Source organism: Paracoccus sp. M683, from assembly GCF_007096355.1.
Classification (GTDB): Bacteria; Pseudomonadota; Alphaproteobacteria; order Rhodobacterales; family Rhodobacteraceae; genus Paracoccus.
The window spans coordinates 96,611-116,598 of sequence record NZ_VKDF01000009.1; the positions used below are offsets into that span (position 1 = coordinate 96,611).

Sequence of the window (19,988 nt, forward strand, 5' to 3'; positions counted from 1 at the left end):
GGATCACTGATCTGGTCATGTCTGGTCCGTGAATGACGGCCCGGATGACGGGCCGGTGCAAAGATGTCGGCGTTATAGGAAGTTGATAGCAGCTTGTTAAGCTGGCTCTATTATCACGATCCCATCAGCACCGCACGACGCGCCGGCCCTGTTGCCAGAATGTCATTCCATCGGCGGCACCGTCTTGGCCCGGTCGGCGCGGCTGATCGCCGGATCGCCGTGAACCCGCGCCGCAGCACCAAAGCGCGGACCATAGGCGGCCAGAAACACATGCGCCGCCCCGACCGTCGCCCGCCGCATATGCGCGTCGGTCACGCTGTCGCTGCCCAGAAACAACGCCCGGTCGCGGATCAGCGCGGTTGCCAGCGCGATCAGTTGTTCGGCCGCCAGTTCCATGTCGTTGATCTCCAGCTCGCCACGTCGGGTCCAACGTTCCAGATAGCTGCGCACATCGTCGCGCCTGCGGCGACAGGCCCGATCCATGCATTCCCGCGCCAGGTCGGGAAAGCGGGCAGATTCGCCAACCCGCAACCGGTAAGAGTTGACGCCGGATCCCGAAACCATCCGCACGGCCAATGCATGCACCAGGAACGGCAAAGCCTCGGCCGCGGGTCGGTCGGCAACCACCGCCACCAGCGATTCCTCGATGTCGAGGGCCAGATCGGCGCGGAAAACCTCGGTGAACATCAGTTCCTTGTCAGGGAAATAGCTATACAGCGTCGCCTTGGAAACCTTGGCCTCACCGGCAATGTCGTCGACGCTGGCACCTGCATAGCCTTCGCGCAGAAAAACCCGACGCGCACCTTCCAGGACCTGCTTGAATTTACGCCCCTTTGTGATGGGCAAACTATTTTGCGAAACCATTAACCCCTCCGAAAATTGAATTCGGTGAACAAGAATTGCCGGCAGACCGGGGAGGGTCTGGACAGCGATGAAATCAGTACTGTGTCGTTCAACAACTTCGACAGATAAAGAAAGACTCGCCTTGAATGAAACAGGCACCTACCTGCATAAGTCTAAATTGCTCATGCATCCAGTCAATCCGCAAGCCTCCGCTGATCAAATTCCTCGACAGTGTGACACACAACTTGACGGCAGCCGTTTCAGTTTCCCAATCTGTTACAAGAAGAACAACAAAATGCACCGCAACCGCATGGGGTCAGCAGGCCCTTCGCGGGCCGAGAAACCAGCAAAAGGGGGGGGGCTTCCATGTCACATCCACAAACATCTTTCCGCGACTCGGTTGATCGCATGTTCACCCATGCGGCCAGCCTGATGGATCTGCCTCAGGGGCTGGAGGAAAAGATTCGCGTCTGCAATTCGACCTATACGGTTCGCTTTGGCGTGCGGATGCGGGGTGGTATCCACACCATCACCGGATACCGATCGGTGCATTCCGAACATATGGAGCCCGTCAAGGGCGGCATCCGCTATGCCATGTCCGTCAGCCAGGACGAGGTCGAGGCGCTGGCGGCGCTGATGACCTATAAATGCGCGTTGGTCGAGGTGCCCTTTGGCGGCTCGAAAGGCGGTTTGGCCATCGACCCCCGCGCCTATACCGAGGAAGAGCTGGAACGGATCACCCGCCGCTTTACCTATGAACTGTCGCGGCGCAGCCTGATCTCGCCCAGCCAGAACGTGCCCGCCCCCGATATGGGCACGGGCGAACGCGAGATGGCCTGGATGGCCGATGCCTATAAGCGGCTGCATCCCGACGACATCGACGCGCGCGGCTGCGTCACCGGCAAACCGGTATCCTTCGGCGGCATTCAGGGTCGGGTCGAGGCAACCGGGCGTGGTGTGCAATACGCGATCCACGAATTTTTCCGCCACCCCGAGGCGATGAAGACCGCCGGTCTGGAAGGCGGGCTGGAAGGCAAGCGCATCATCGTGCAGGGCCTGGGGAATGTGGGCTTCCACGCAGCGCAATTCCTGTCCGACAATGACGGCGCAAAGATCATCGCCGTATCCGAACGCGACGGGGCGGTGATGAACCCCGACGGGCTGCATATCGGCGATCTGCGCGAACATATCCGCGAAACCGGCGGTGTCGCGGGCTTTGCCGGTGCCACCGGCTATTCCCAGAACAGCCTTGGCGCGCTGGAGATGGACTGCGACATCCTGATTCCTGCCGCAATCGAGGGTGTGATCGACGCCAGCAATGCCGACCGCATCAACACCCGCCTGATCGTCGAGGCCGCCAACGGCCCGATCACCGCCGAGGCAGATGAAATCCTGCGCAAACGCGGCATCGTCATCGTTCCCGACATGTATGCCAATGCCGGCGGTGTGACCGTGTCCTATTTCGAATGGGTCAAGAACCTGACCCATATCCGATTTGGCCGGATGGAGCGGCGCGAACAAGAGGCGCGGACCAACCTGCTGGTGACCGAACTTGAACGGCTATCGGCGGACAAGGGCCTTGGCTGGACGCTGACCAAGGATTTCAAGGATCGCTATCTGAAGGGCGCAAGCGAGCTGGAACTGGTCCGCTCGGGCCTGGATGACACGATGCGCGGCGCATTCCAAAGCATGGCCGAAATCTGGTACAGCGACGACAAGGTCGAGGATCTGCGCACTGCCGCCTATGTCGTTGCCATCCGGCGGATTGCCCAAAGCTATCAGGCTATGGGGCTGTAGGCCCCACCAGACATATCGCCAGACACATCGCCAGGAAAGCCCGCAGCGCGCCCATGCCGCTGCGGGCTTTTGCGTTCCGCCCCCGTTCAGGCGGGGCGATAGCTTTCGATGGCCCCATAGGCCAGATCCAGATCGCCAGCCGTCACGCAATAGGGGGGTAACAGATAGACCGTATTGCCCAGTGGCCGCAGCAACACGCCATTGGCCATGAAATGCGCCCGCATCCGAGGCCCTTCCTGCGCCAGGTATCCGCCTTGTGGAACGTTCAGGTCCATGGCGGCGATGGTGCCGCATTGACGGATATTTCCGAAACGCGGATTGTCGGCGAACCGGGCCAGCCGCTGCGCCTGCATGGCGGCAAGCCCGTCCAGCACATCCTGCATCGGCCTGTCCCCCCACAGCCGCAGATTGGCCAGCCCTGCCGCACAAGCGATCGGATTCGCCGTATAACTGGACGAGTGATAGAAGGTCCGCGTCCGGTCGGTCGAATAATGCGCCTGGAAAATCCTTTCACTCGCCAGGGTCGCCGCCAGGGGGATCGCCCCGCCCGTCAGCCCCTTGCTTGTGCACAGGATATCGGGCGCGATCCCCGCATGATCACAGGCCCATAGCCGGCCGGTGCGCCCCCAGCCCGTCATCACCTCATCAGCGATCATCAACACGTCATGGCGGTCGCAGATTTCGCGCAGCCCGCGAAGAACCGCAGGCCGATACATCAGCATCCCGCCCGCGCCCAACACCAGCGGTTCAAGGATCAGCGCGGCCATCTGACCGCTGCGCGCCAACGCCTCGAATGCATCCAGCGTCTGCTGCCCGTCCCCTTCGGGAAAGGGCAGGCTGTCGACGGCGAACATCATCGGCTCGTATGTGGCATTGAACACGCCGCGTTCGCCCACGCTCATCGTGCCGATGGTATCGCCGTGATAGCTGTGCTGCATGACCGCGATCCGGTGCCGCCCGTCGCCGGCATGGCGCCAATAACCAAGTGCCATCTTCAGCGCCACCTCGACCGAGGTCGATCCGCTGTCGGAATAGAACACCCGCGTCAGCCCCTTTGGCGCAACCTGGGTCAGCGCGTTTGCCAATTGCTCGGCCGGTTCATGCGTCAGGCCGGCAAAAATCACCTGATCCAGCGTCTCGGCTGCATCGCGGATCGCCGCCATGATCCGAGCTTCGCGATGGCCGTGGGTGATGACCCACCAACTGCTGATCCCGTCCAGCAGCCGCCCCTGCGCCGTCTCGATCCAGGCACCCTCCGTGCGGGTGACGACGGGGGGAACCGGCTCGGTCGCGTGCTGCGTGAAGGGATACCAGACTGCATTGCCGGTCATTGCCCGCCCTCCTCAGAAGTCATCGCGCCGGAAATTCGCGGCCATGGCAGCGGACAGGCTGTGCCGATCCAGATGGTCCAGCATCGGCAACCGCCCCAGCACAGGCACCGCGCCGATCTGCCCGATCGTGGCCATATTGTCAGGATTGTCGTCTCCGACGAAGGCAACGCCATGGATCGGCACATCCCGCGCCCGCAGGCTTTCGATCGCGGTCAGGCTGTGGCTGATGGTGCCCAACCCGGTGGTCGCAACCAGAATGACAGGAATCTGCCATTCCGCAAAGAGATCGGCGAACAGCACCTGCCGTGTCACCGGCACCAGAACGCCGCCCGCGCCCTCGATCACCAGCGGATCGGCAGATGGCGGCACCAGGCGGGCGGGCTCGACCAGCACATTGTCCAGTTCGGCGGCACGATGAGGCGACAGGGGCTGACCAAGCCGATAGGATTCCGCAAAAACCCGCGCCCCGGACAGCCGCACGATTTCCGCCGCATCCGTGGCCTGCTGGGGGGCGCAGTCCATTGCGACAGCTGTGGCAGCCACCGGATGCGCGGCCCCGGTCCCCACGGGATTGGGCAGGTTCCCAACCAGCCCCGATTGCACCGGCTTCCAGTAATCGGCGCGGATCAACCCGCACAGCCCGGCCGCAAAGACGGTCTTTCCCACATCCGTCCCGGTGCCTGTGATCACATATCGGGCCATAATTCCTCCAGCGTCTCGGCCAGCCGCCGCACATCCTCGGGCGAGGCATTCAGGGTCAGCGAAACCCGCAGCCGCGACGTCCCTTCGGGCACGGTTGGCGGCCTGATACCGCGGACATCGAACCCCCGGCTCTGGACGCGGGAGGCAAGCTGCATGGTCTCGGCATTGCCGCCCACGATCAGCGGCACGATCTGGCTGCCGCTGACCCGCACCTGCGGCAGACGCCGCGCCATTTCGTCCGAGAACAACCCGACCAGCCCCTGCAAGGCCGCCCGCCGTTCAGGCTCGTCCCGCAAAATCGCCAGCGCCTCGATCCCGACCGCCGCCATCAAAGGCGAAGGCGCGGTGGCGAAAATGAACGGTCGACAGCGATTGACCAGGAAATCGACCAGCGGACGCGCCGCGCAGATCAGCGCCCCTGACCCACCCAGAGCCTTGCCAAGCGTATGCAGGGTCAGCACATTCGCCCGCCCCTCAAGATGATGGGCCAGACCTCTGCCTTCCGGTCCATAGACGCCGGTGGCATGCGCCTCATCGACCACCAGAAAACCATGCTGATCAGCCAGCGCGGCCAACTCGTCCAGCGGGGCCAGATCGCCATCCATGCTGTAAAGGCTCTCAACCGCGATCCAGACAGCCCCGCGGTTTCCGGCCGCACGCCACCGACCGATCAGATCCGCCGCATGGTCCACATCGCTGTGCCGAAACCGCATGACCTCGGCCCGCCCGCTGCGCGCACCTTCATTCGAACTTGCATGGGCCAACTCGTCCAGCAGCAGCAGGTCCCCACGCTGCGGCAAAGTGCCAAGCATGGCGAAATTCGCCACATAACCGCCACCGAAACCCAGCACCGCCTCAGCCCCGAAAAACCGTGCGGCCTCGGCCTCGAACGCCTCCTGCAACCCGAGATTGCCACGCAGCAAGCGCGACCCGGCCGCACCGACGGGCACACCCTGGTCCAGCGCGCGCCGCGCCGCCGCCGCCAGCCGTGCCGAACCGGCCAGCCCCAGATAGTCGTTCGACGAAAAATCGACGCCGTCGCGCCCGCTTAGCCGACGCAGCCGCGCCTGATCGGCCAAAGCGTCAAGATGGTCGCGATAAACCGACAGCCGGTCCGCAATCCCTGCCATATCATCCGTGTCCAAATATCCTGGGGGAACGGGCCGCAGGCCCGTGGGGGCAAAGCCCCCGCCCCCTCACCGCAGAACCGGGATCGCAGGGTCGGCAGCCCTTGCCGCCTGGCGCCGCGCGTCACCCGTGTCGGCAACCGGATCGCCGGCAAAATGCTCATGCGCCTGCATCGGGCTCAGACCAAGCCGGGTGAACAGCAGCATATCCTGATCCTCGGCCGGATTGTCCTTGGTCAGCAGCGTATCGCCCACAAAGATCGAATTCGCGCCGGCAAAGAAGCACATCGCCTGCATCTCGTCACTCATGCCGGTCCGGCCCGCGGACAGACGCACATGGCTTTGGGGCATCATGATCCGAGCCGTGGCAATGGTGCGGACAAAGTCGATCGGATCGACGGGCGGCGCATCCTCCAGCGGGGTGCCGGCAACAGGGATCAGCATGTTGATCGGAACGCTTTCGGGCGCCTCGGGCAGATTGGCCAGCGTGACCAGCATGTCGACCCGGTCCTGATTGCCCTCGCCCAGTCCCAGAATACCGCCGGAACAGACCTTGATCCCGCTGTCGCGGACATTCTGCAAGGTCTCCAGCCGGTCAGCAAAGGTTCGGGTGGTGATGACGTTGCTGTAATGCGCTTCCGAAGTGTCGATATTGTGGTTGTAGTAATCCAGCCCCGCCACCTTCAGCCGCTTGGCCTGATCACCATCCAGCATCCCCAGCGTCATGCAGGTTTCCATGCCAAGCGCCTTGACCCCCTCGATCATGGCGACGATCTGCGCCATGTCGCGTTCCTTCGGACTGCGCCAGGCCGCCCCCATGCAATAGCGCGTCGCCCCTGCATCGCGGGCACGCCGCGCCTCGGAAATGACCCGTTCGACCTCGATCAGTTTTGACGCCGACAAACCCGAATCATACCGCGCTGACTGGCTGCAATAGGTGCAGTCCTCGGGGCAGCCGCCGGTCTTGATCGACAAAAGCCGGCTCATCTGCACCCGGTTGGGATCGAAATGCCGCCGATGCACGGTCTGCGCCTGAAACAGCAGATCCATGAACGGCAAATCGAACAGCGCTTTTGCCTCTTCGGCGGACCAGACTTTGCGGCTGGTCATCGCGTCAGCGGTCAGGTTGGATTGCAGCATGGCAGGCACCTCGGCGGCTTGATTGCCCTTCCCTTAACAACTCGCCACCGGACTGTCCAATACCGGCTTTGCAATGACGATCGCAGCCGCCCACCCACCGGACCTGTCCCGGCCTATTTCCGATCCCATTGCCCTGACAGGCTTTCCAGCACATTCGCGCGGCCGAATTCCTTGGCAGCCCGCTGCCGCGCCAGTTCAAAACGCGGCAGCATCATCTGAAGCTCGCGCCGTCCGCGTTCGGCATTGCGCGACATCTCGCCGGCCTGGGCGCTGGCCACGCGAGCCTCGGCCAGCGTCATTGGCGCGGCCGAAGCATAGCAGCGCGCAACAGCCTCTTCGCAAGCTTCTATCCGCTGCCGGGCGGCCTCGACATTCGTGCTGAAGGCCGCAAACCGTTTCAGCTCCAAATCGGATTTCAACTGGGCAAGACGCGCAAGCTGCGCCATCTTGTTGCGGATCGTTACCATCCCTTGCGCGCCCTTTCCCGCATCTTTTCGGCAAAGCGGATGGCGGCTGCGACCGGGCCAAAATGATCCTGACGGATCTCTTCGCCAAGCTTGACCGTCGCATGGATCGCCCGTGCCGCCGGGGGATCTGACCAGATCGGCACCTTATGGGCATTCGCCCTGTCGCGGATCCGGGCGGCAACGTCGTCGACGCCCTTCGCCACACAGATCGGCGCGCGACCGCTGCCGCGATGCCATTTCAGTGCCACCGCATAATGCGTCGGGTTGACGATGATGACATCAGCCGTCTCGACATCCTGCAACATCTGCGACATCGCAAGATCGACCGCCTTCTGCCGGCGCGCGGCCTTCATATGCGGATCGCCTTCGGATTCCTTGTGTTCGTCCTGCATTTCCTTCCGCGTCATGCGGTTCTTGCGCAAATGCTCGAACCGTTTCCACATCAGGTCCAGAACCGCAAAGGCAACAGATACGGCCAGGGCCAGCATGAAAGCCCGTTGCAGGATCACACCCAACCCCACCACCCAGGCATTGCCCGATGACAACCCGGCATTCTGCAACATGACGAAAAGTGACCGGAACAGATAGACCCCGCCGACACAGACCAGCGCCGATTTTCCCAACGAAATCGCGAATGTCACCAAGCCCGAACTGCCGAATTTCTGGGCCGCATTCTTCACCGGGTTGATCCTGTTGAAGTCGAAAGCCAGCTTCTTCGGCGTGAAGATCAGGCCGCGCTGCGCGATCAATACCAGGAAGATAAAGACCATCGGCACGGCGGCCAACAAGGTGACGGCCACGGATGCGAATTGCCCCACCGCCGCCCCAAGCGCAAAGACCGGCCCGATGGGCCAGCCATCCGAGCCCATGATACGCGCCGCCATCCCAAGCCAGGCCTTGACCGCGAATGCCGCACCGATCCCGAAGGCCAGCCAGGCGCCGGCATACATTGCCGCCACATTCACCTCGGTCGAGCGCGGTACATCGCCTTGTTCGCGCGCCCGGCGCAAGCGCTGCTCGGTCGGGTCGAATTGCTTTTCGCTTTGATCCTGATCTGCGCTCATGGCCGCACCGACAATTGGAAGGACAAGACTGCATCCAGCCAGACAGACAGGATCATCGGACTCAGCAGGACCAGCGCCATCAACGCCAACATGATGGCAGCAGGCGCGCCGATGAACACCACTGGCAGGGCGGGCATCACCCGACTGATCACGCCCGACAATGCCTGAAACAGAAATCCGCCCAGAATAAACGGGGCGGACAGCACCATTGCCAGTTGAAAACTGGCTGCGACGATCCCTACAACCTCGCCCACCAGCCCAGCAATCTCGGGCAGCCCCCCGACCGGCCACAGATCCAGGCTGTCAGCCAGAAGCCGGATCAGCATCACCGGCAATCCCATGGCCAGCAGCAGCGCGGTTCCACCAAGATGAAACAGGTTCCCGATCGGATGCGGCGAGGCCTCGTTCGGGGCTCCGATGATCTGGGACAATGATGCCGTCGAAGCAATGGCGGTTGCAGCGATGTTGATGGCGAAGGCGATGACACGAACCAGAGTGCCAATGGCGAAACCGATTGCCACCTCGGTGATCACTCCGCCAAACACCAGCATCGGCCCTTCCAGACGCGCTTCGCCGTCCATGCCGTGCGAAAACTCTGCCAGGATTGGCGTCAGAGCCATGGCAACGGCAACCTTGACACGGGCGGGCACGACCCGTTCGCCAAAACCGGGCATCACGAGAATGCAGGCCTGAATCCGCAGATAGGTCAGGATAAGCGACCAATCCAGCGCCGAGCCTGGCATGACCAGATTGTCCAGCATCACGCGGCCTCGATCGTGCCAACCAGCCGCAAATTGGCGGTCGGGTCGATTTCGTCCATGCTAAGCACCGGGGCTGAAATGCCATTCGCGCTAAGTATGCTGCGCACGACACGGCGGCGATGGTCGGGCGTGGCGATCACGGCCTCGGCACGGGAATCAACGGCGGCAATGGTGCGCTTGGCCGCTGCCGCCAGCTTTTGCGCCAGCGCGGGATTGATTGCGCCGGCGGCCGGACGGCCAGCCTCGGTCTCGGTCTGGATGAACTCGTTTTCCCAGGCGGGATGCAGCTGGATCACTGCCAGCGAGCCGCCAATACCGGACAATTGCTGGGTAATCTGATCCCGTAATCTCTTGCGGACCATCTCGTACATCGTTTCGGTGCTGTCCACGCCGCGCAGTTCATATAGCGTGTCGACAATCAGGGGCAGGTTCCTGATCGAAACGGCCTCGGCCAGCAAGGCTCGCAAGACCGATAGCAGCATGTCTGGCGCAACCTTTTCAGGAAGCATGCTGTCGAAATAGCGACGGTGGCGCTCTGCTCTTGTCGGATCGGAAAGCGATTTCAGCTCTTCGATCTGCCGCTGCATGGCGGCCATGGTCATCAGTGCCGCCAGATTGGATCGCACCACCTCCATCAGATGAGTCGAGATCACCTCCATCGGACTGACCACGGTTGCCCCGGACATGGCAGCATTTTCCTGCTCGGCGCGCGACACCCACCGCGCCGGGCTGCCATAGACCGGTTCTCGCACGGCCGCACCCGGCAGCCCCGCCAGCACATCGTCAGCGCCCAGCGCCAGAACCTGATCGGGTCGCACGGTACCACGGCCCCTGATTACACCCTGGATGCGGATCTGATAGTCACCGCCGGCCAGCTCGGGATTATCGGTGATGCGAACATCAGGCAGGATCAGACCAAACTGCCGGGCCACGTGGATTCGCAGGTTGGCGATCCTGGCGCCCAGGCCGCGCGACTGGTCAAGCGCCGTCAGGACCAAATCTGCCCCGATCTCTACGCTGATCTCATCGGTATCCAGCAGATCTCCGATACGGCTGGTCTGTTCCTCGGGCGCAGTTGGCTTGGCGGTTGCAGCGACATCCTCGACCGGTGCTGCCCCACGCCGAGCGATGCGAAACGCCAGCACCGCCAGAACTGCTGCGACCGATAGAAACAACCCGCGCGGCATTCCAGGAACAACGGACATCAGCACCATCGCCGCCGCAACCACCGCGGGTCCATGCCAGCGCAGCAGAAACTCATGCGATATCAGTTTCGACGTGGTTTCGGTCGCGCCCCCCCGTGACAACAGCAGCGCGGCCGCCATCGAGGTGATCAGCGACGGAACCTGGCTGACCAGCCCGTCGCCAATCGTCAGGTGCGAATAGGTGGAAAGCGCCGCGCCAACGGGCATGCCATGAACCACGATCCCCACGGTCAGACCGACCAGCAGATTGATCAGGGTGATCACGATGCCGGCCACCGCGTCGCCTTTGACGAATTTCGACGCCCCGTCCAGCGACCCGAAAAAGCTGATCTCGCGTTGTTCCGCAACCCGTCTGCGCTTTGCCTCGTCATGGCTGATCGCGCCAGAGCTGAGATCGCCGTCGATCGCCAGCTGTTTGCCCGGCAGCGAATCCAGCGCGAAACGCGCCGAGACCTCGGCCATACGCCCAGAGCCCTTGGTGATCACCATGAAGTTGACGACCGAGATCACGGCAAAGACGGTCATCCCCACCAGCAGCGAGCCTCCGGCAACGAAATCCGCGAACCCGCTGATGACTTTGCCCGCCGCTTCGGTCCCCGTATGCCCCTCGGCCAGGATCAGCCGTGTCGATGACACGTTAAGCGACAGCCGGATCACCAGCGAGACCAGCAGCAATACTGGAAAAGCCTGGAAATCCGTCGGACGTTCGACGAGGGCCGCCATGACCAGCACCAGAATTGCCGTCGCGATTGACAGCGCGATCCCGAAGTCCAGCAATCCAGGCGGTAGAGGAACGACCAGCGAGATCACGATCAGCACCAGCGCGCCGGTTACGATCAGGGGTGTCGAGGCACGTTCGCCGCCTTCACGACGCCCAACAGCAGAGATCTGGTTCATTCGTCGCTTTCCATGTCATTTCGCGCGGGCCGCAACAGATCGTCGACCCGCCAAGATTTCCCGGTCAACAACCCGGCACGGCGCAGAAAGATGATCGCTTCGACCCGCTCAGACGGTGGCATGCCCTGCAATTGCTGCCGATAATCCGGCGCCAGCGCATCGCCCGCGAGAAGCCGCGCCATCGCATCCTGCTGAAAGCTGTACAATTCGGGCGCGACCGCCTGTTGCAGGGGCCAGGCCAGCAGGATCGCCGACAACAGCATTCAGGCCGCCTTTCTCAGTTCGCGCAGCGCTGCCTCTAGGGCGTCGTAGCCGGGGCGCACATGTTCGGGCACGGCCTGGCGGCCAACCTCGACACACAGATTGGTGGCATGCTGGTGCAGACCGGCGACAAGAACCGATTTGATCACGTCGTAAAAGGCCAGATCCTTGCGCGTGACGGCGGCCAGCCGATGCGATAGCGGTGCGACAAATCCATAGGCCAGAAAAACACCAAGAAAGGTTCCGACCAGCGCGCTGCCGATCATCTTGCCCAGAACAGCCGGTGGCTGGTCGATCGAGCTCATCGTCTTGATCACACCAAGAACGGCCGCGACGATCCCAAGCGCCGGCAAGGCGTCGGCCGTTGTCTGCAAGGCATGCGAGACCTCCAGCGCCTCTTCCCGCATGGCGGCGATCCGCCGCGACAGCATTTCTTCCACCTGGTAGGGGTCGTCATAGTTCAAGCTGGCCGACCGCAACGTATCGGTAATAAGCGACACCACATTCTCATCCGTCAGCAAGCGCGGATAGGCGGCGAAGATCGGCGATTCATGCGGGTTCTCAATATGCTCTTCCAGAGCAACCGGGTTTTCGCGGGCGACACGCAACAGTTGATACAGCAGGCACAGCACATCCTGATGATCGCCCTCGGTCCAGCGAGGCCCCTTGAACGACCGGACGATCCCGCCCAACGTGGCCTTCAGGACGGCGCTGTCATTGGACAGCAGGTAGGCGCCGATCGCCGCCCCTCCGATCATCATCATCTCGAAGGGAAGGGAATGCAGGATCACCGCCATATGCCCGCCGGCCAACATGAAACCGCCGAAAACCATAAGCATCGTCAATGCGATACCGACGAAACCGAACATTCATGATCTCCTATCTGCTGCCGATGCTGCGGGCGCCCATATGTGTCGTCAGCACAGCGGCCTGGTTCGGCTCGACAGCCGCGATAATCCGGGCGCCGGCCTCGGGCTCGACGCGCATCAGGATCTCTGCCGCGAAATCCGCAGGCAGGTTGGTCAGCACCGCAGCAGCCTCGGCCGGCTTCATCTGGCCATAGACCGCCACCAGCCGGTCAATGTCGTTTTGCACCGTGGACCGGCGATTAACCTCGCCCGACCGAACACTGGCTTTCATCGCCTTCAACTCGGTCAGCCGCGACCGCAGCGTCGCCTCGGCAGCCTGCAACTCGCGTTCGCGATTATCCATTTCCTCAAGGTAGCGCTGGATGCGCAAGGCGCGGTCTCGCAGTTCCTCTGCCAGGGCGACGGCTTCTGGCACGTCACCACAGCCGTCCATCAGCCCGGCCGGCTCGGCAAAGGCGAATGGGCTTAGCGCAAGATCGTGATTGCGAAGCAGCATCGCGACCGCTGGTACGGCAAAAAGAACCCCCAGTATGGGCAGCACGCCCCTACGCATCGGCCGACACCCGACGCTTGCGCAACTTGGGTGTTGGGCTGCGCTCTGGCTGAGGGGGCATGGCGCTGCGCATCTTGAGGTGCAAGTCCCAACGCGCCCGTTCGGATTGTGCCTGCCGGACCTGAACTGCCAAGGCCTCGCCTGCGGTCATGGCCTCTTGTCTGGCGAGGCGGATCGACCTTTCGAGCCGGTCGACCTCGGCCGCCATGACGGCGATTGCACCGCCCAGCCCGTCCTCCAGATCATTCAGGCGACGCAGGCGGCGGGCCAGAACCACGCAAAACACCATCAGGATGGCGGTGCCGGCTACGATGGCAATCTCGATCAGCGTTTGAAATGTCATTTAAGTCTGAACTCCGTAATCAGCAGATCGTTGACAGTCAGCCCCGGCAGCGCCTCGCCGGCACGTGCGGTCAGCTCGTATTTTATGATTTCCAGCACACCGCGCTTGTCGAAGGCCGCCGGGTCGATATCCGAAAGAAAGCCGTTAAAGCTGTCGACAACACGCGGCAGCAAGGCCTCGATCTGCTGCTCTGCTGCTTCATCGGTTTCAATTGTTGCAGAGAGAACCAGGGTGCGGTGCCGACCGCCGGCCAGGCTGAGCTCGATCGGTGGAACGGCGACGAACACGGCGGCCTCGTCCTTGGAAGCAACCGCCTTACCAGGCGATTTCATAACCATGTCCAGCGGGGCCCAAAGGCCCAGATAGGTCGAACCGAACCCAGCCCCACCAAGGGCCACTGCCGCAATCAGTGGCAGCAGAAGCCTTCGCCGACCCGGTTCAGTTTCAACATTAGTGGCAGCTTCGGCCTGCATCGTGATTCTCCGGCTGATTACAGGCTGAATATCATGCCGGCACTAACCGAATATTAACGGGCGCCATGCCATCTCATTGGACAGGAAGAATGATTTGATTCGAAAGGATCGGTTTTGCAAAAATTGCGGGACTATTGGAACGAGAGAAACTCGAAACAAAAAGCGATCCTGATCGCCACGTTCGCGGCCGCCTTTCTGGCGGTGTCGGCCTTCTCGTGGATGGCCAGCAGGCCCAGTATGGCCATGCTTTACGCCGGGCTTGATCCCAATGTCGCCGGCGATGTGATCGCCGGGGTCGAGCGTGCGGGGATCGCATACGAGGTGCGAGGCGATTCCATCTATGTCGACGCGGCCCAACGCGATCGCCTGCGCATGGATCTTGCGGCTCAGGGGCTGCCGGCCAGTGGTGCGGCGGGGTATGAGCTGCTTGACGGGATGTCGGGCTTTGGGACCACGTCCCAGATGTTCGACGCCGCCTATTGGCGCGCGAAAGAGGGCGAACTGGCCCGTACCATCCTGGCGCTGCCAAATGTGAAATCGGCGCGCGTGCATCTGGCCGTCAGCCAGAATCGTGGTTACCGACGCGAGCAGGAATCGACCGCGTCGGTGACATTGACGACCACGTCGGGACCGATCAGCCGGGCGCAGGCCAGATCGCTGAAATATCTGCTGTCCACCGGCGTTCCTGGCCTGCTGCCCGATTCGGTGACGGTCATCGACACCGAACGCGGCGTCGTCGCCTCGGACGAGGATGCGTCCGGCCTGGAACGCGCGGCCGAGATGAAGCGCAATGTCGAGCGGATTCTGGAACCACATGTCGGGTTGGGCAATGCGATCGTCGAGTTGAACCTGGACCTGGTGACCGAATCCGAATTGCTGACCGAGCAACGCTTTGACCCTCAGGAACGTGCGATGATCTCGCAATCGGTCGAAGAGACCTCTGATCAAAGCAGCTCGGGCGGGGCGCAATCGGTCACTGCGGCCTCGAATCTGCCAGATGGTAATGCTGACGCTGCCGGCGATTCCAGCCAATCGGCCCGATCCGAGAATCGCCAGCAATCGAATTACGAGGTCAGCCGGTCGGTGCGTGAGGTCACTCGCCAGCCCGGAGCAGTCAAGCGGCTGTCAATCGCCGTCCTGATCAACGGAGTCATGCGCGACGGTGCGGATGGTCAGGCAGCGCTGGTTCCGCGACCTGACGCCGAAATGGAAACGCTGCGCGAACTGGTCGCATCGGCAGTGGGTTTCGACCCTGCAAGGGGGGATCAGATCACCGTCAAGTCGCTGCCTTTCGCCCAGCTGGGTGCAGACGGAACATTGGCCACGCGCGGCGGCTGGATGGATGCAATCGAACTGAACGGCTTGATCAAGCTGGCCCTGATCGGGCTGTTCGCGCTGGCCATTGCAGCGGTCATCCTGCGACCGATCATGCGCAATCGCAAACCTGCCGCGACCGATCTACCCTTGCTTGACAACACCGGGCCGGTGGCGCCCGTCGCCGGAACCAATGCGCAAGCCGGCGCAACAATCGAGCCGCCCCTGTCGCAAGCCGGATATGACGCAACCCTGATCGGTTCAGACCTGCCGGGGAAGGCTCAGCTTTCGCTGCCTCCGGCTGATCCGGTCGCCCGTTTGCGCGGCATGATGAAGGACCGGCAGAAGGAAAGCCTGAAAATTCTTTCGGGATGGATTGATGAGAAGGAAAAAGCGCATTGAACCAAGCCGTATTCCGACTTGAATCCTTCTCGGCTGCCGCACTGCCGTCGCCAGATCTGTTGCAGCAAGAGATGCAGGACCAAGCCTATCACCGAGGCCTGGCCGATGGACAAGAGATGGGCTTTTCCGCCGAACTGCGATCACTGTCCGGGGCAATCGGCAGCTTGCAGGCCAGCCTGTCCGCGCTTGATGCGATCCGGGCAGAAACGACGCGGCAGGCGATGTCGGATGTGATGCCCATCCTGTCCGAGATCGTGTCGTCGCTGGCCGGTGCCAACGCAACATCCGGGCTTGAGGCGGCTTTGATACAGGAATTCCAGCGCCTTGCCACGGAAATACCACCATTGCGTTGGCACGCCACCTGCCCGGCCAATGCAGAAGCCATGCTGCGACGCTGTGCGCAATCCGCCGGCATCGAGGAAATCGACATCCGGCCAGGCCCCGATGACGGCGAAATCTCGATCGTCCTGGATGATGGGCGCAGCGCATTTTCGAACGAGCGGGTTGTCCGCCGTTTTCGTGACCTGATTTCCGAACTACAGGAGAGCTTCCGATGATGGACGATCTGTCGCAACTGATTGACACGAATGATATTCAGGTCGAGGTCACGATCAGGATTGGCAAGACCCGGCTGACGGTGGGCCAGTTATCGGCTCTGCGCGGCAACGATGTGCTGACGCTGGATCAGTCCATTGCCGACGGGGTCGAGATCTGTGTCGGTGACAAGCTGATTGCGCGCGGCGAACTGGCCGGCGACGGCACCCCCGAAAATCGCTTGTGCATCCGGATCATCGGTGCGGCAGAGTCGCCGTGATCCGCCGTCTTTCCGCGCTGACGGCTTTGCTGATCCTTCTCGCCGCTCCGGTTGGTGCGCAGGATATTGGCGGCCTGGACGGCGTCGCGACGGGGTTGGGGCAGAATGCCGTTCTGATCGTCCTTGGCCTGACGGCGCTGTCACTGGCACCCGGCATCGCGATCATGGTGACCTGCTTTCCGTTCATTGTGACGGTTCTGTCGATTCTGCGCCAGTCGATCGGCCTTCAGCAATCGCCGCCCAACATGCTGATCGTCAGCCTGGCGATCTTTCTGACCTGGTTCATCATGGATCCCGTCCTGCGCGAGGCATGGCAGGTCGCCGGCGCACCGCTGAGCGAAGGCAGCATCACGCTGCAAGAGGCATTCACCCGTGGCATCGAACCGTTCCGCGGCTTTATGTTGGCACGCACCAATCCCGACACCATTGCCGCGCTGGCCGAGATCGCCCCCGAAGGCAGCGGCCCGCCCGAACGGCTGTCTGTGCTGGTGCCGTCCTTCATGCTGTCCGAGATCACCCGCGCCTTCGAGATAGGATTTCTGGTGGCCTTGCCATTTCTGATCATCGACCTGGTGGTCTCGGCGGTGCTGATGTCGATGGGGATGATGATGGTCCCCCCGGTGATGGTCGCCTTGCCCTTCAAGCTGGCATTTTTCGTTGTGGTCGACGGCTGGTCCCTTATCGCCGAAGCGCTGGTGCGAAGTTACCAATGAACCTTTGCGATCACGGCGCTTCGATGACCATCAACCTGCACTGCGCAGCATCGGCACTGGCCGGCAGAGCGTCAGGTCATCGGTGGGCACGCCGATCAGGCAGTCGGTTTTGGGCAGACTGCGGTGACTGATCAAGGTCTGCCGTGGAAACACTTGTGCCAGTACAATCAGAAGGGGACGGGGCGTCATCCCCCTGCCACGACCGCCGGCCGCACCCGATTGTCCGGAAATCCGAACCCCGGTTGCGGCATATCAGGTGACTATCCCACGGACACGCCGAACAGGCGACCGATCAAGGCCGTCAACGACATGGCGAACGCGCCCCAGATAACCACGCGCATCACGGCCGGTGCGACCGGTGCCCCACCCGCCCGCGCGCCCGTCGCCCCAAGGATGGCCAGGGCGACCAGGGTGGCCAGCAGGACAACGGGAATGACCCGGCTGTCCGGCGCCAGCACCGCCGCCGCCAGCGGCAGCGCACCCGCCGTCGTGAACGTCGCGGCCGAGGCAAAGGCGGCCTGCACCGGGTTTGCGCTGTGGACGTCGCTTAGCCCCAGCTCATCACGGATATGGGCGCCAAGCGCGTCATGTTCGGTCAGTTCCTTCGCCACCAGGCGCGCCGTATCCGGCGCCAGACCGCGGCTTTCATAGATCGTCGTCAGTTCTTCCAGTTCGATATGGGGATTGTTGCGCAACGCCGCCGCCTCGCGCCGGATGTCGGCGCGCTCGGTATCCGTCTGCGAGCTGACCGAGACATATTCGCCCGCAGCCATCGACATGGCACCGGCCGTCAGACCCGCCAACCCAGCCAGCATGATCCCACTTTTGCCCGTTTCGGCCGCCGCCACCCCGACAATCAGCGAGCTGACGGAAACGATGCCATCATTGGCCCCCAGAACCGCAGCCCGCAGCCAACCGCTGCGGCTGATGAAATGCGGATCATCCGGGTGGGCGTCGGGATGGGTATGCCTGCTCATGCCTGCCTGTCTTTGATCTCGGTGATGCCCAGAACCTCTAGTATTTTGGCGGCGATCTGGGGGGCATTCAGGGCCGATGTATCATACATCGCAACCGGCGCATCATGATCGACAAAGACATCGGGCAAGACCATCGAGCGGAATTTCAGCCCGCTGTCGAAAATGCCTTCATCCGCAAGCAATTGCGCGACATGGCTGCCAAAGCCGCCGACAGCGCCCTCCTCGATGGTGATCAGCACCTCGTGCTCGGCGGCAAGGCGCAGGATCAGATCGCGGTCCAGCGGCTTGGCGAAACGGGCATCGGCGACCGTGGGCGTGATGCCGCGCGCCGACAACGCCTCGCGCGCGGTCAGCACGTCGGCCAGGCGGGTGCCAAAGGACAGGATGGCGACGCCGCGCCCCGGCGCGACAATCCGGCCCTTGCCGATCTCCAGAACCTGGCCGTGTTCGGGCAATTCGACGCCCACGCCTTCACCACGCGGGAAACGAAAGGCGATCGGGCCGCTGTCATGCGCGGCGGCAGTGGCGACCATATGCACCAGTTCGGCCTCGTCAGCGGCGGCCATCACCACCATGCCCGGCAGATTTGCAAGGAAGGCGATGTCGAAAGCACCGGCATGGGTGGGGCCGTCCTGGCCGACCAGCCCGGCGCGGTCGATGGCGAAACGCACCGGCAATCCCTGCACCGCAACATCATGAACGACCTGATCGTAGCCGCGCTGAAGGAAGGTCGAATAGATGGCGCAGAAAGGCTTCATCCCGCCTGCGGCCAAGCCAGCCGAGAAGGTGACTGCATGTTGTTCAGCGATACCCACGTCGAAACAGCGGCGCGGATAGGTCTGGGCGAATTTCTTCAGCCCCGTGCCATCCGGCATGGCGGCGGTGATGGCGACGATCTTGTCGTCACGGCTGGCCTGATCGACCAGCGCATCGGCAAAAACGGCGGTATAGCTGGGCGCGTTGGACTTGGCCTTGGCCTGCTGGCCCGTCACCACGTCGAACTTGGCGGTCGCATGACCCTTGTCAGCGGCGGTTTCGGCCGGGGCATAGCCCTTGCCCTTCTTCGTCACCACGTGGATCAGCACCGGGCCCTTCGCCCGCGACTTGACGGTGCGCAACAGCGGCAGAAGCTGGTCCAGATCATGCCCGTCAACCGGGCCGATATAGGAAAAGCCCAGATTTTCGAACAGCGTTCCGCCAACGGTCATGCCCTTCAGCATTTCCTTGGCCCGGCGCGCGCCCTCCTGGAAGGGCGGCGGCAGGAAGCCGACCGCGCCCTTGGCCACGGCCTTCAATTCCTGAAACGGGCCTTCGGTGTAAAGCCGGGTCAGATACGAGGACATGGCCCCGACCGGCGGGGCGATGGACATTTCATTGTCGTTCAACACCACGAACAAACGTTTGCCCAGATCGCCGGCATTGTTCAGCGCCTCATAGGCCATCCCCGCGCTCATCGCGCCATCGCCGATCACGGCAATCGCATCGCCCGGATCGCCGCCCAGTTCGCGCGCCATCGCAAAGCCCAGTGCCGCCGAAATCGAGGTCGAGCTGTGGCCGGCACCAAAGGGGTCATAGGCGCTTTCGCTGCGCTTGGTGAACCCCGACAGACCGCCACCCATGCGCAAGGTGCGGATGCGGTCGCGACGGCCGGTCAGAATCTTGTGAGGATAGCACTGATGGCCGACATCCCAGATGATCTTGTCGCGCGGCGTGTCGAAAACCGCGTGCAGTGCCACGGTCAATTCGACCACGCCCAGCCCCGCGCCCAGATGGCCGCCGGTCACCGACACGGCGCTGATGGTTTCGGCGCGCAACTCGTCAGCCAGCTGGCGCAGTTCAGCGTCGCTGAGCGATTTCAGGTCGGACGGCAAATCCACCCTATCCAGCACGGGGGTAAGGGGCCGGTCGTTACCGGTGGTCGAGGTCATTGGCTAG

Annotated in this window: 21 protein-coding genes; 5 read left to right on the plus strand and 16 right to left on the minus strand. The window is 62.7% G+C overall.

Going from position 1 to position 19,988, the window contains the following annotated elements; genetic code table 11:
* Positions 1 to 162: 162 nt before the first annotated feature.
* Positions 163 to 846 carry a TetR/AcrR family transcriptional regulator gene (locus FNJ84_RS16095; RefSeq protein WP_255471250.1) on the minus strand — a complete coding sequence of 228 codons (684 nt, stop codon included), beginning with the start codon at positions 844 to 846 and terminating at the stop codon, positions 163 to 165.
* A gap of 405 nt (positions 847 to 1,251) precedes the next feature.
* Between FNJ84_RS16095 and FNJ84_RS16100 the strand changes: the two genes are divergently transcribed.
* Positions 1,252 to 2,640 carry a Glu/Leu/Phe/Val dehydrogenase gene (locus FNJ84_RS16100; protein WP_255471251.1) on the plus strand — a complete coding sequence of 463 codons (1,389 nt, stop codon included), beginning with the start codon at positions 1,252 to 1,254 and terminating at the stop codon, positions 2,638 to 2,640.
* Between the two features lie 86 nt (positions 2,641 to 2,726).
* Here FNJ84_RS16100 and FNJ84_RS16105 read toward each other — a convergent pair whose 3' ends face one another.
* The 13 genes from FNJ84_RS16105 to FNJ84_RS16165 form a co-directional block, all read right to left on the minus strand.
* A complete protein-coding gene (locus FNJ84_RS16105) occupies positions 2,727 to 3,971 on the minus strand; it encodes an adenosylmethionine--8-amino-7-oxononanoate transaminase (RefSeq protein ID WP_143794318.1) in 1,245 nt (414 codons plus the stop codon).
* Positions 3,972 to 3,983: 12 nt separating this feature from the next.
* Positions 3,984 to 4,673, minus strand: a complete 690-nt coding sequence (gene bioD / locus FNJ84_RS16110) for a dethiobiotin synthase (protein WP_143794319.1) — start codon at positions 4,671 to 4,673, stop codon at positions 3,984 to 3,986.
* Positions 4,658 to 5,803 carry an 8-amino-7-oxononanoate synthase gene (locus tag FNJ84_RS16115; RefSeq protein ID WP_143794320.1) on the minus strand — a complete coding sequence of 382 codons (1,146 nt, stop codon included), beginning with the start codon at positions 5,801 to 5,803 and terminating at the stop codon, positions 4,658 to 4,660. The genes bioD and FNJ84_RS16115 overlap by 16 nt, the downstream gene beginning before the upstream one ends.
* 66 nt (positions 5,804 to 5,869) lie before the next feature.
* On the minus strand, positions 5,870 to 6,910 hold the full coding sequence (bioB, locus tag FNJ84_RS16120) for a biotin synthase BioB (protein ID WP_363323864.1): 1,041 nt from the start codon (positions 6,908 to 6,910) through the stop codon (positions 5,870 to 5,872).
* Positions 6,911 to 7,053: 143 nt separating this feature from the next.
* Positions 7,054 to 7,407 carry a hypothetical protein gene (locus FNJ84_RS16125; protein WP_143794322.1) on the minus strand — a complete coding sequence of 118 codons (354 nt, stop codon included), beginning with the start codon at positions 7,405 to 7,407 and terminating at the stop codon, positions 7,054 to 7,056.
* Entirely contained in the window at positions 7,401 to 8,471 is a 1,071-nt protein-coding gene (gene flhB / locus FNJ84_RS16130; protein ID WP_143794323.1) for a flagellar type III secretion system protein FlhB, read from the minus strand. Before flhB ends, FNJ84_RS16125 begins: the two co-directional genes overlap by 7 nt.
* Positions 8,468 to 9,232: a flagellar biosynthetic protein FliR gene (locus FNJ84_RS16135; protein WP_143794324.1), complete on the minus strand. Its 765-nt coding sequence runs from the start codon at positions 9,230 to 9,232 to the stop codon at positions 8,468 to 8,470. Before FNJ84_RS16135 ends, flhB begins: the two co-directional genes overlap by 4 nt.
* A complete protein-coding gene (locus tag FNJ84_RS16140) occupies positions 9,232 to 11,334 on the minus strand; it encodes a flagellar biosynthesis protein FlhA (RefSeq protein WP_143794325.1) in 2,103 nt (700 codons plus the stop codon). Before FNJ84_RS16140 ends, FNJ84_RS16135 begins: the two co-directional genes overlap by 1 nt.
* Complete coding sequence (locus FNJ84_RS16145) at positions 11,331 to 11,597, minus strand: hypothetical protein (RefSeq protein ID WP_143794326.1); 267 nt, start codon at positions 11,595 to 11,597, stop codon at positions 11,331 to 11,333. The genes FNJ84_RS16140 and FNJ84_RS16145 overlap by 4 nt, the downstream gene beginning before the upstream one ends.
* On the minus strand, positions 11,598 to 12,464 hold the full coding sequence (motA, locus tag FNJ84_RS16150) for a flagellar motor stator protein MotA (protein WP_143794327.1): 867 nt from the start codon (positions 12,462 to 12,464) through the stop codon (positions 11,598 to 11,600).
* Positions 12,465 to 12,474: 10 nt separating this feature from the next.
* The gene (locus FNJ84_RS16155) at positions 12,475 to 12,960 is read right to left on the minus strand and encodes a MotE family protein (protein WP_255471252.1); all 486 of its coding nucleotides are present in this window, start codon (positions 12,958 to 12,960) and stop codon (positions 12,475 to 12,477) included.
* Between the two features lie 49 nt (positions 12,961 to 13,009).
* Positions 13,010 to 13,360, minus strand: a complete 351-nt coding sequence (locus FNJ84_RS16160) for a hypothetical protein (RefSeq protein ID WP_143794329.1) — start codon at positions 13,358 to 13,360, stop codon at positions 13,010 to 13,012.
* Positions 13,357 to 13,833 carry a flagellar basal body-associated FliL family protein gene (locus tag FNJ84_RS16165; protein ID WP_143794330.1) on the minus strand — a complete coding sequence of 159 codons (477 nt, stop codon included), beginning with the start codon at positions 13,831 to 13,833 and terminating at the stop codon, positions 13,357 to 13,359. Before FNJ84_RS16165 ends, FNJ84_RS16160 begins: the two co-directional genes overlap by 4 nt.
* 114 nt (positions 13,834 to 13,947) lie before the next feature.
* Here FNJ84_RS16165 and fliF point away from each other — a divergent pair, with 114 nt between their 5' ends.
* From fliF to fliP, 4 genes are read left to right on the plus strand one after another with little or no spacing between them, the layout of a single operon-like run.
* Positions 13,948 to 15,549 (plus strand): flagellar basal-body MS-ring/collar protein FliF, encoded by a 1,602-nt coding sequence (fliF, locus tag FNJ84_RS16170; protein WP_143794331.1) that lies wholly within the window; start codon positions 13,948 to 13,950, stop codon positions 15,547 to 15,549.
* Complete coding sequence (locus FNJ84_RS16175) at positions 15,546 to 16,106, plus strand: hypothetical protein (protein ID WP_185968563.1); 561 nt, start codon at positions 15,546 to 15,548, stop codon at positions 16,104 to 16,106. Before fliF ends, FNJ84_RS16175 begins: the two co-directional genes overlap by 4 nt.
* Positions 16,103 to 16,363 carry a FliM/FliN family flagellar motor C-terminal domain-containing protein gene (locus FNJ84_RS16180; protein ID WP_255471253.1) on the plus strand — a complete coding sequence of 87 codons (261 nt, stop codon included), beginning with the start codon at positions 16,103 to 16,105 and terminating at the stop codon, positions 16,361 to 16,363. Before FNJ84_RS16175 ends, FNJ84_RS16180 begins: the two co-directional genes overlap by 4 nt.
* The gene (gene fliP / locus FNJ84_RS16185) at positions 16,363 to 17,076 is read left to right on the plus strand and encodes a flagellar type III secretion system pore protein FliP (RefSeq protein WP_143794358.1); all 714 of its coding nucleotides are present in this window, start codon (positions 16,363 to 16,365) and stop codon (positions 17,074 to 17,076) included. The genes FNJ84_RS16180 and fliP overlap by 1 nt, the downstream gene beginning before the upstream one ends.
* Before the next feature lie 260 nt (positions 17,077 to 17,336).
* Here the strand turns inward: fliP and FNJ84_RS16190 are convergent, their stop codons facing one another.
* Both FNJ84_RS16190 and dxs read right to left on the minus strand, forming a co-directional pair.
* Positions 17,337 to 18,053: a VIT family protein gene (locus FNJ84_RS16190; protein WP_143794333.1), complete on the minus strand. Its 717-nt coding sequence runs from the start codon at positions 18,051 to 18,053 to the stop codon at positions 17,337 to 17,339.
* Entirely contained in the window at positions 18,050 to 19,981 is a 1,932-nt protein-coding gene (gene dxs / locus FNJ84_RS16195; protein ID WP_143794334.1) for a 1-deoxy-D-xylulose-5-phosphate synthase, read from the minus strand. Before dxs ends, FNJ84_RS16190 begins: the two co-directional genes overlap by 4 nt.
* Positions 19,982 to 19,988 lie beyond the last annotated feature (7 nt).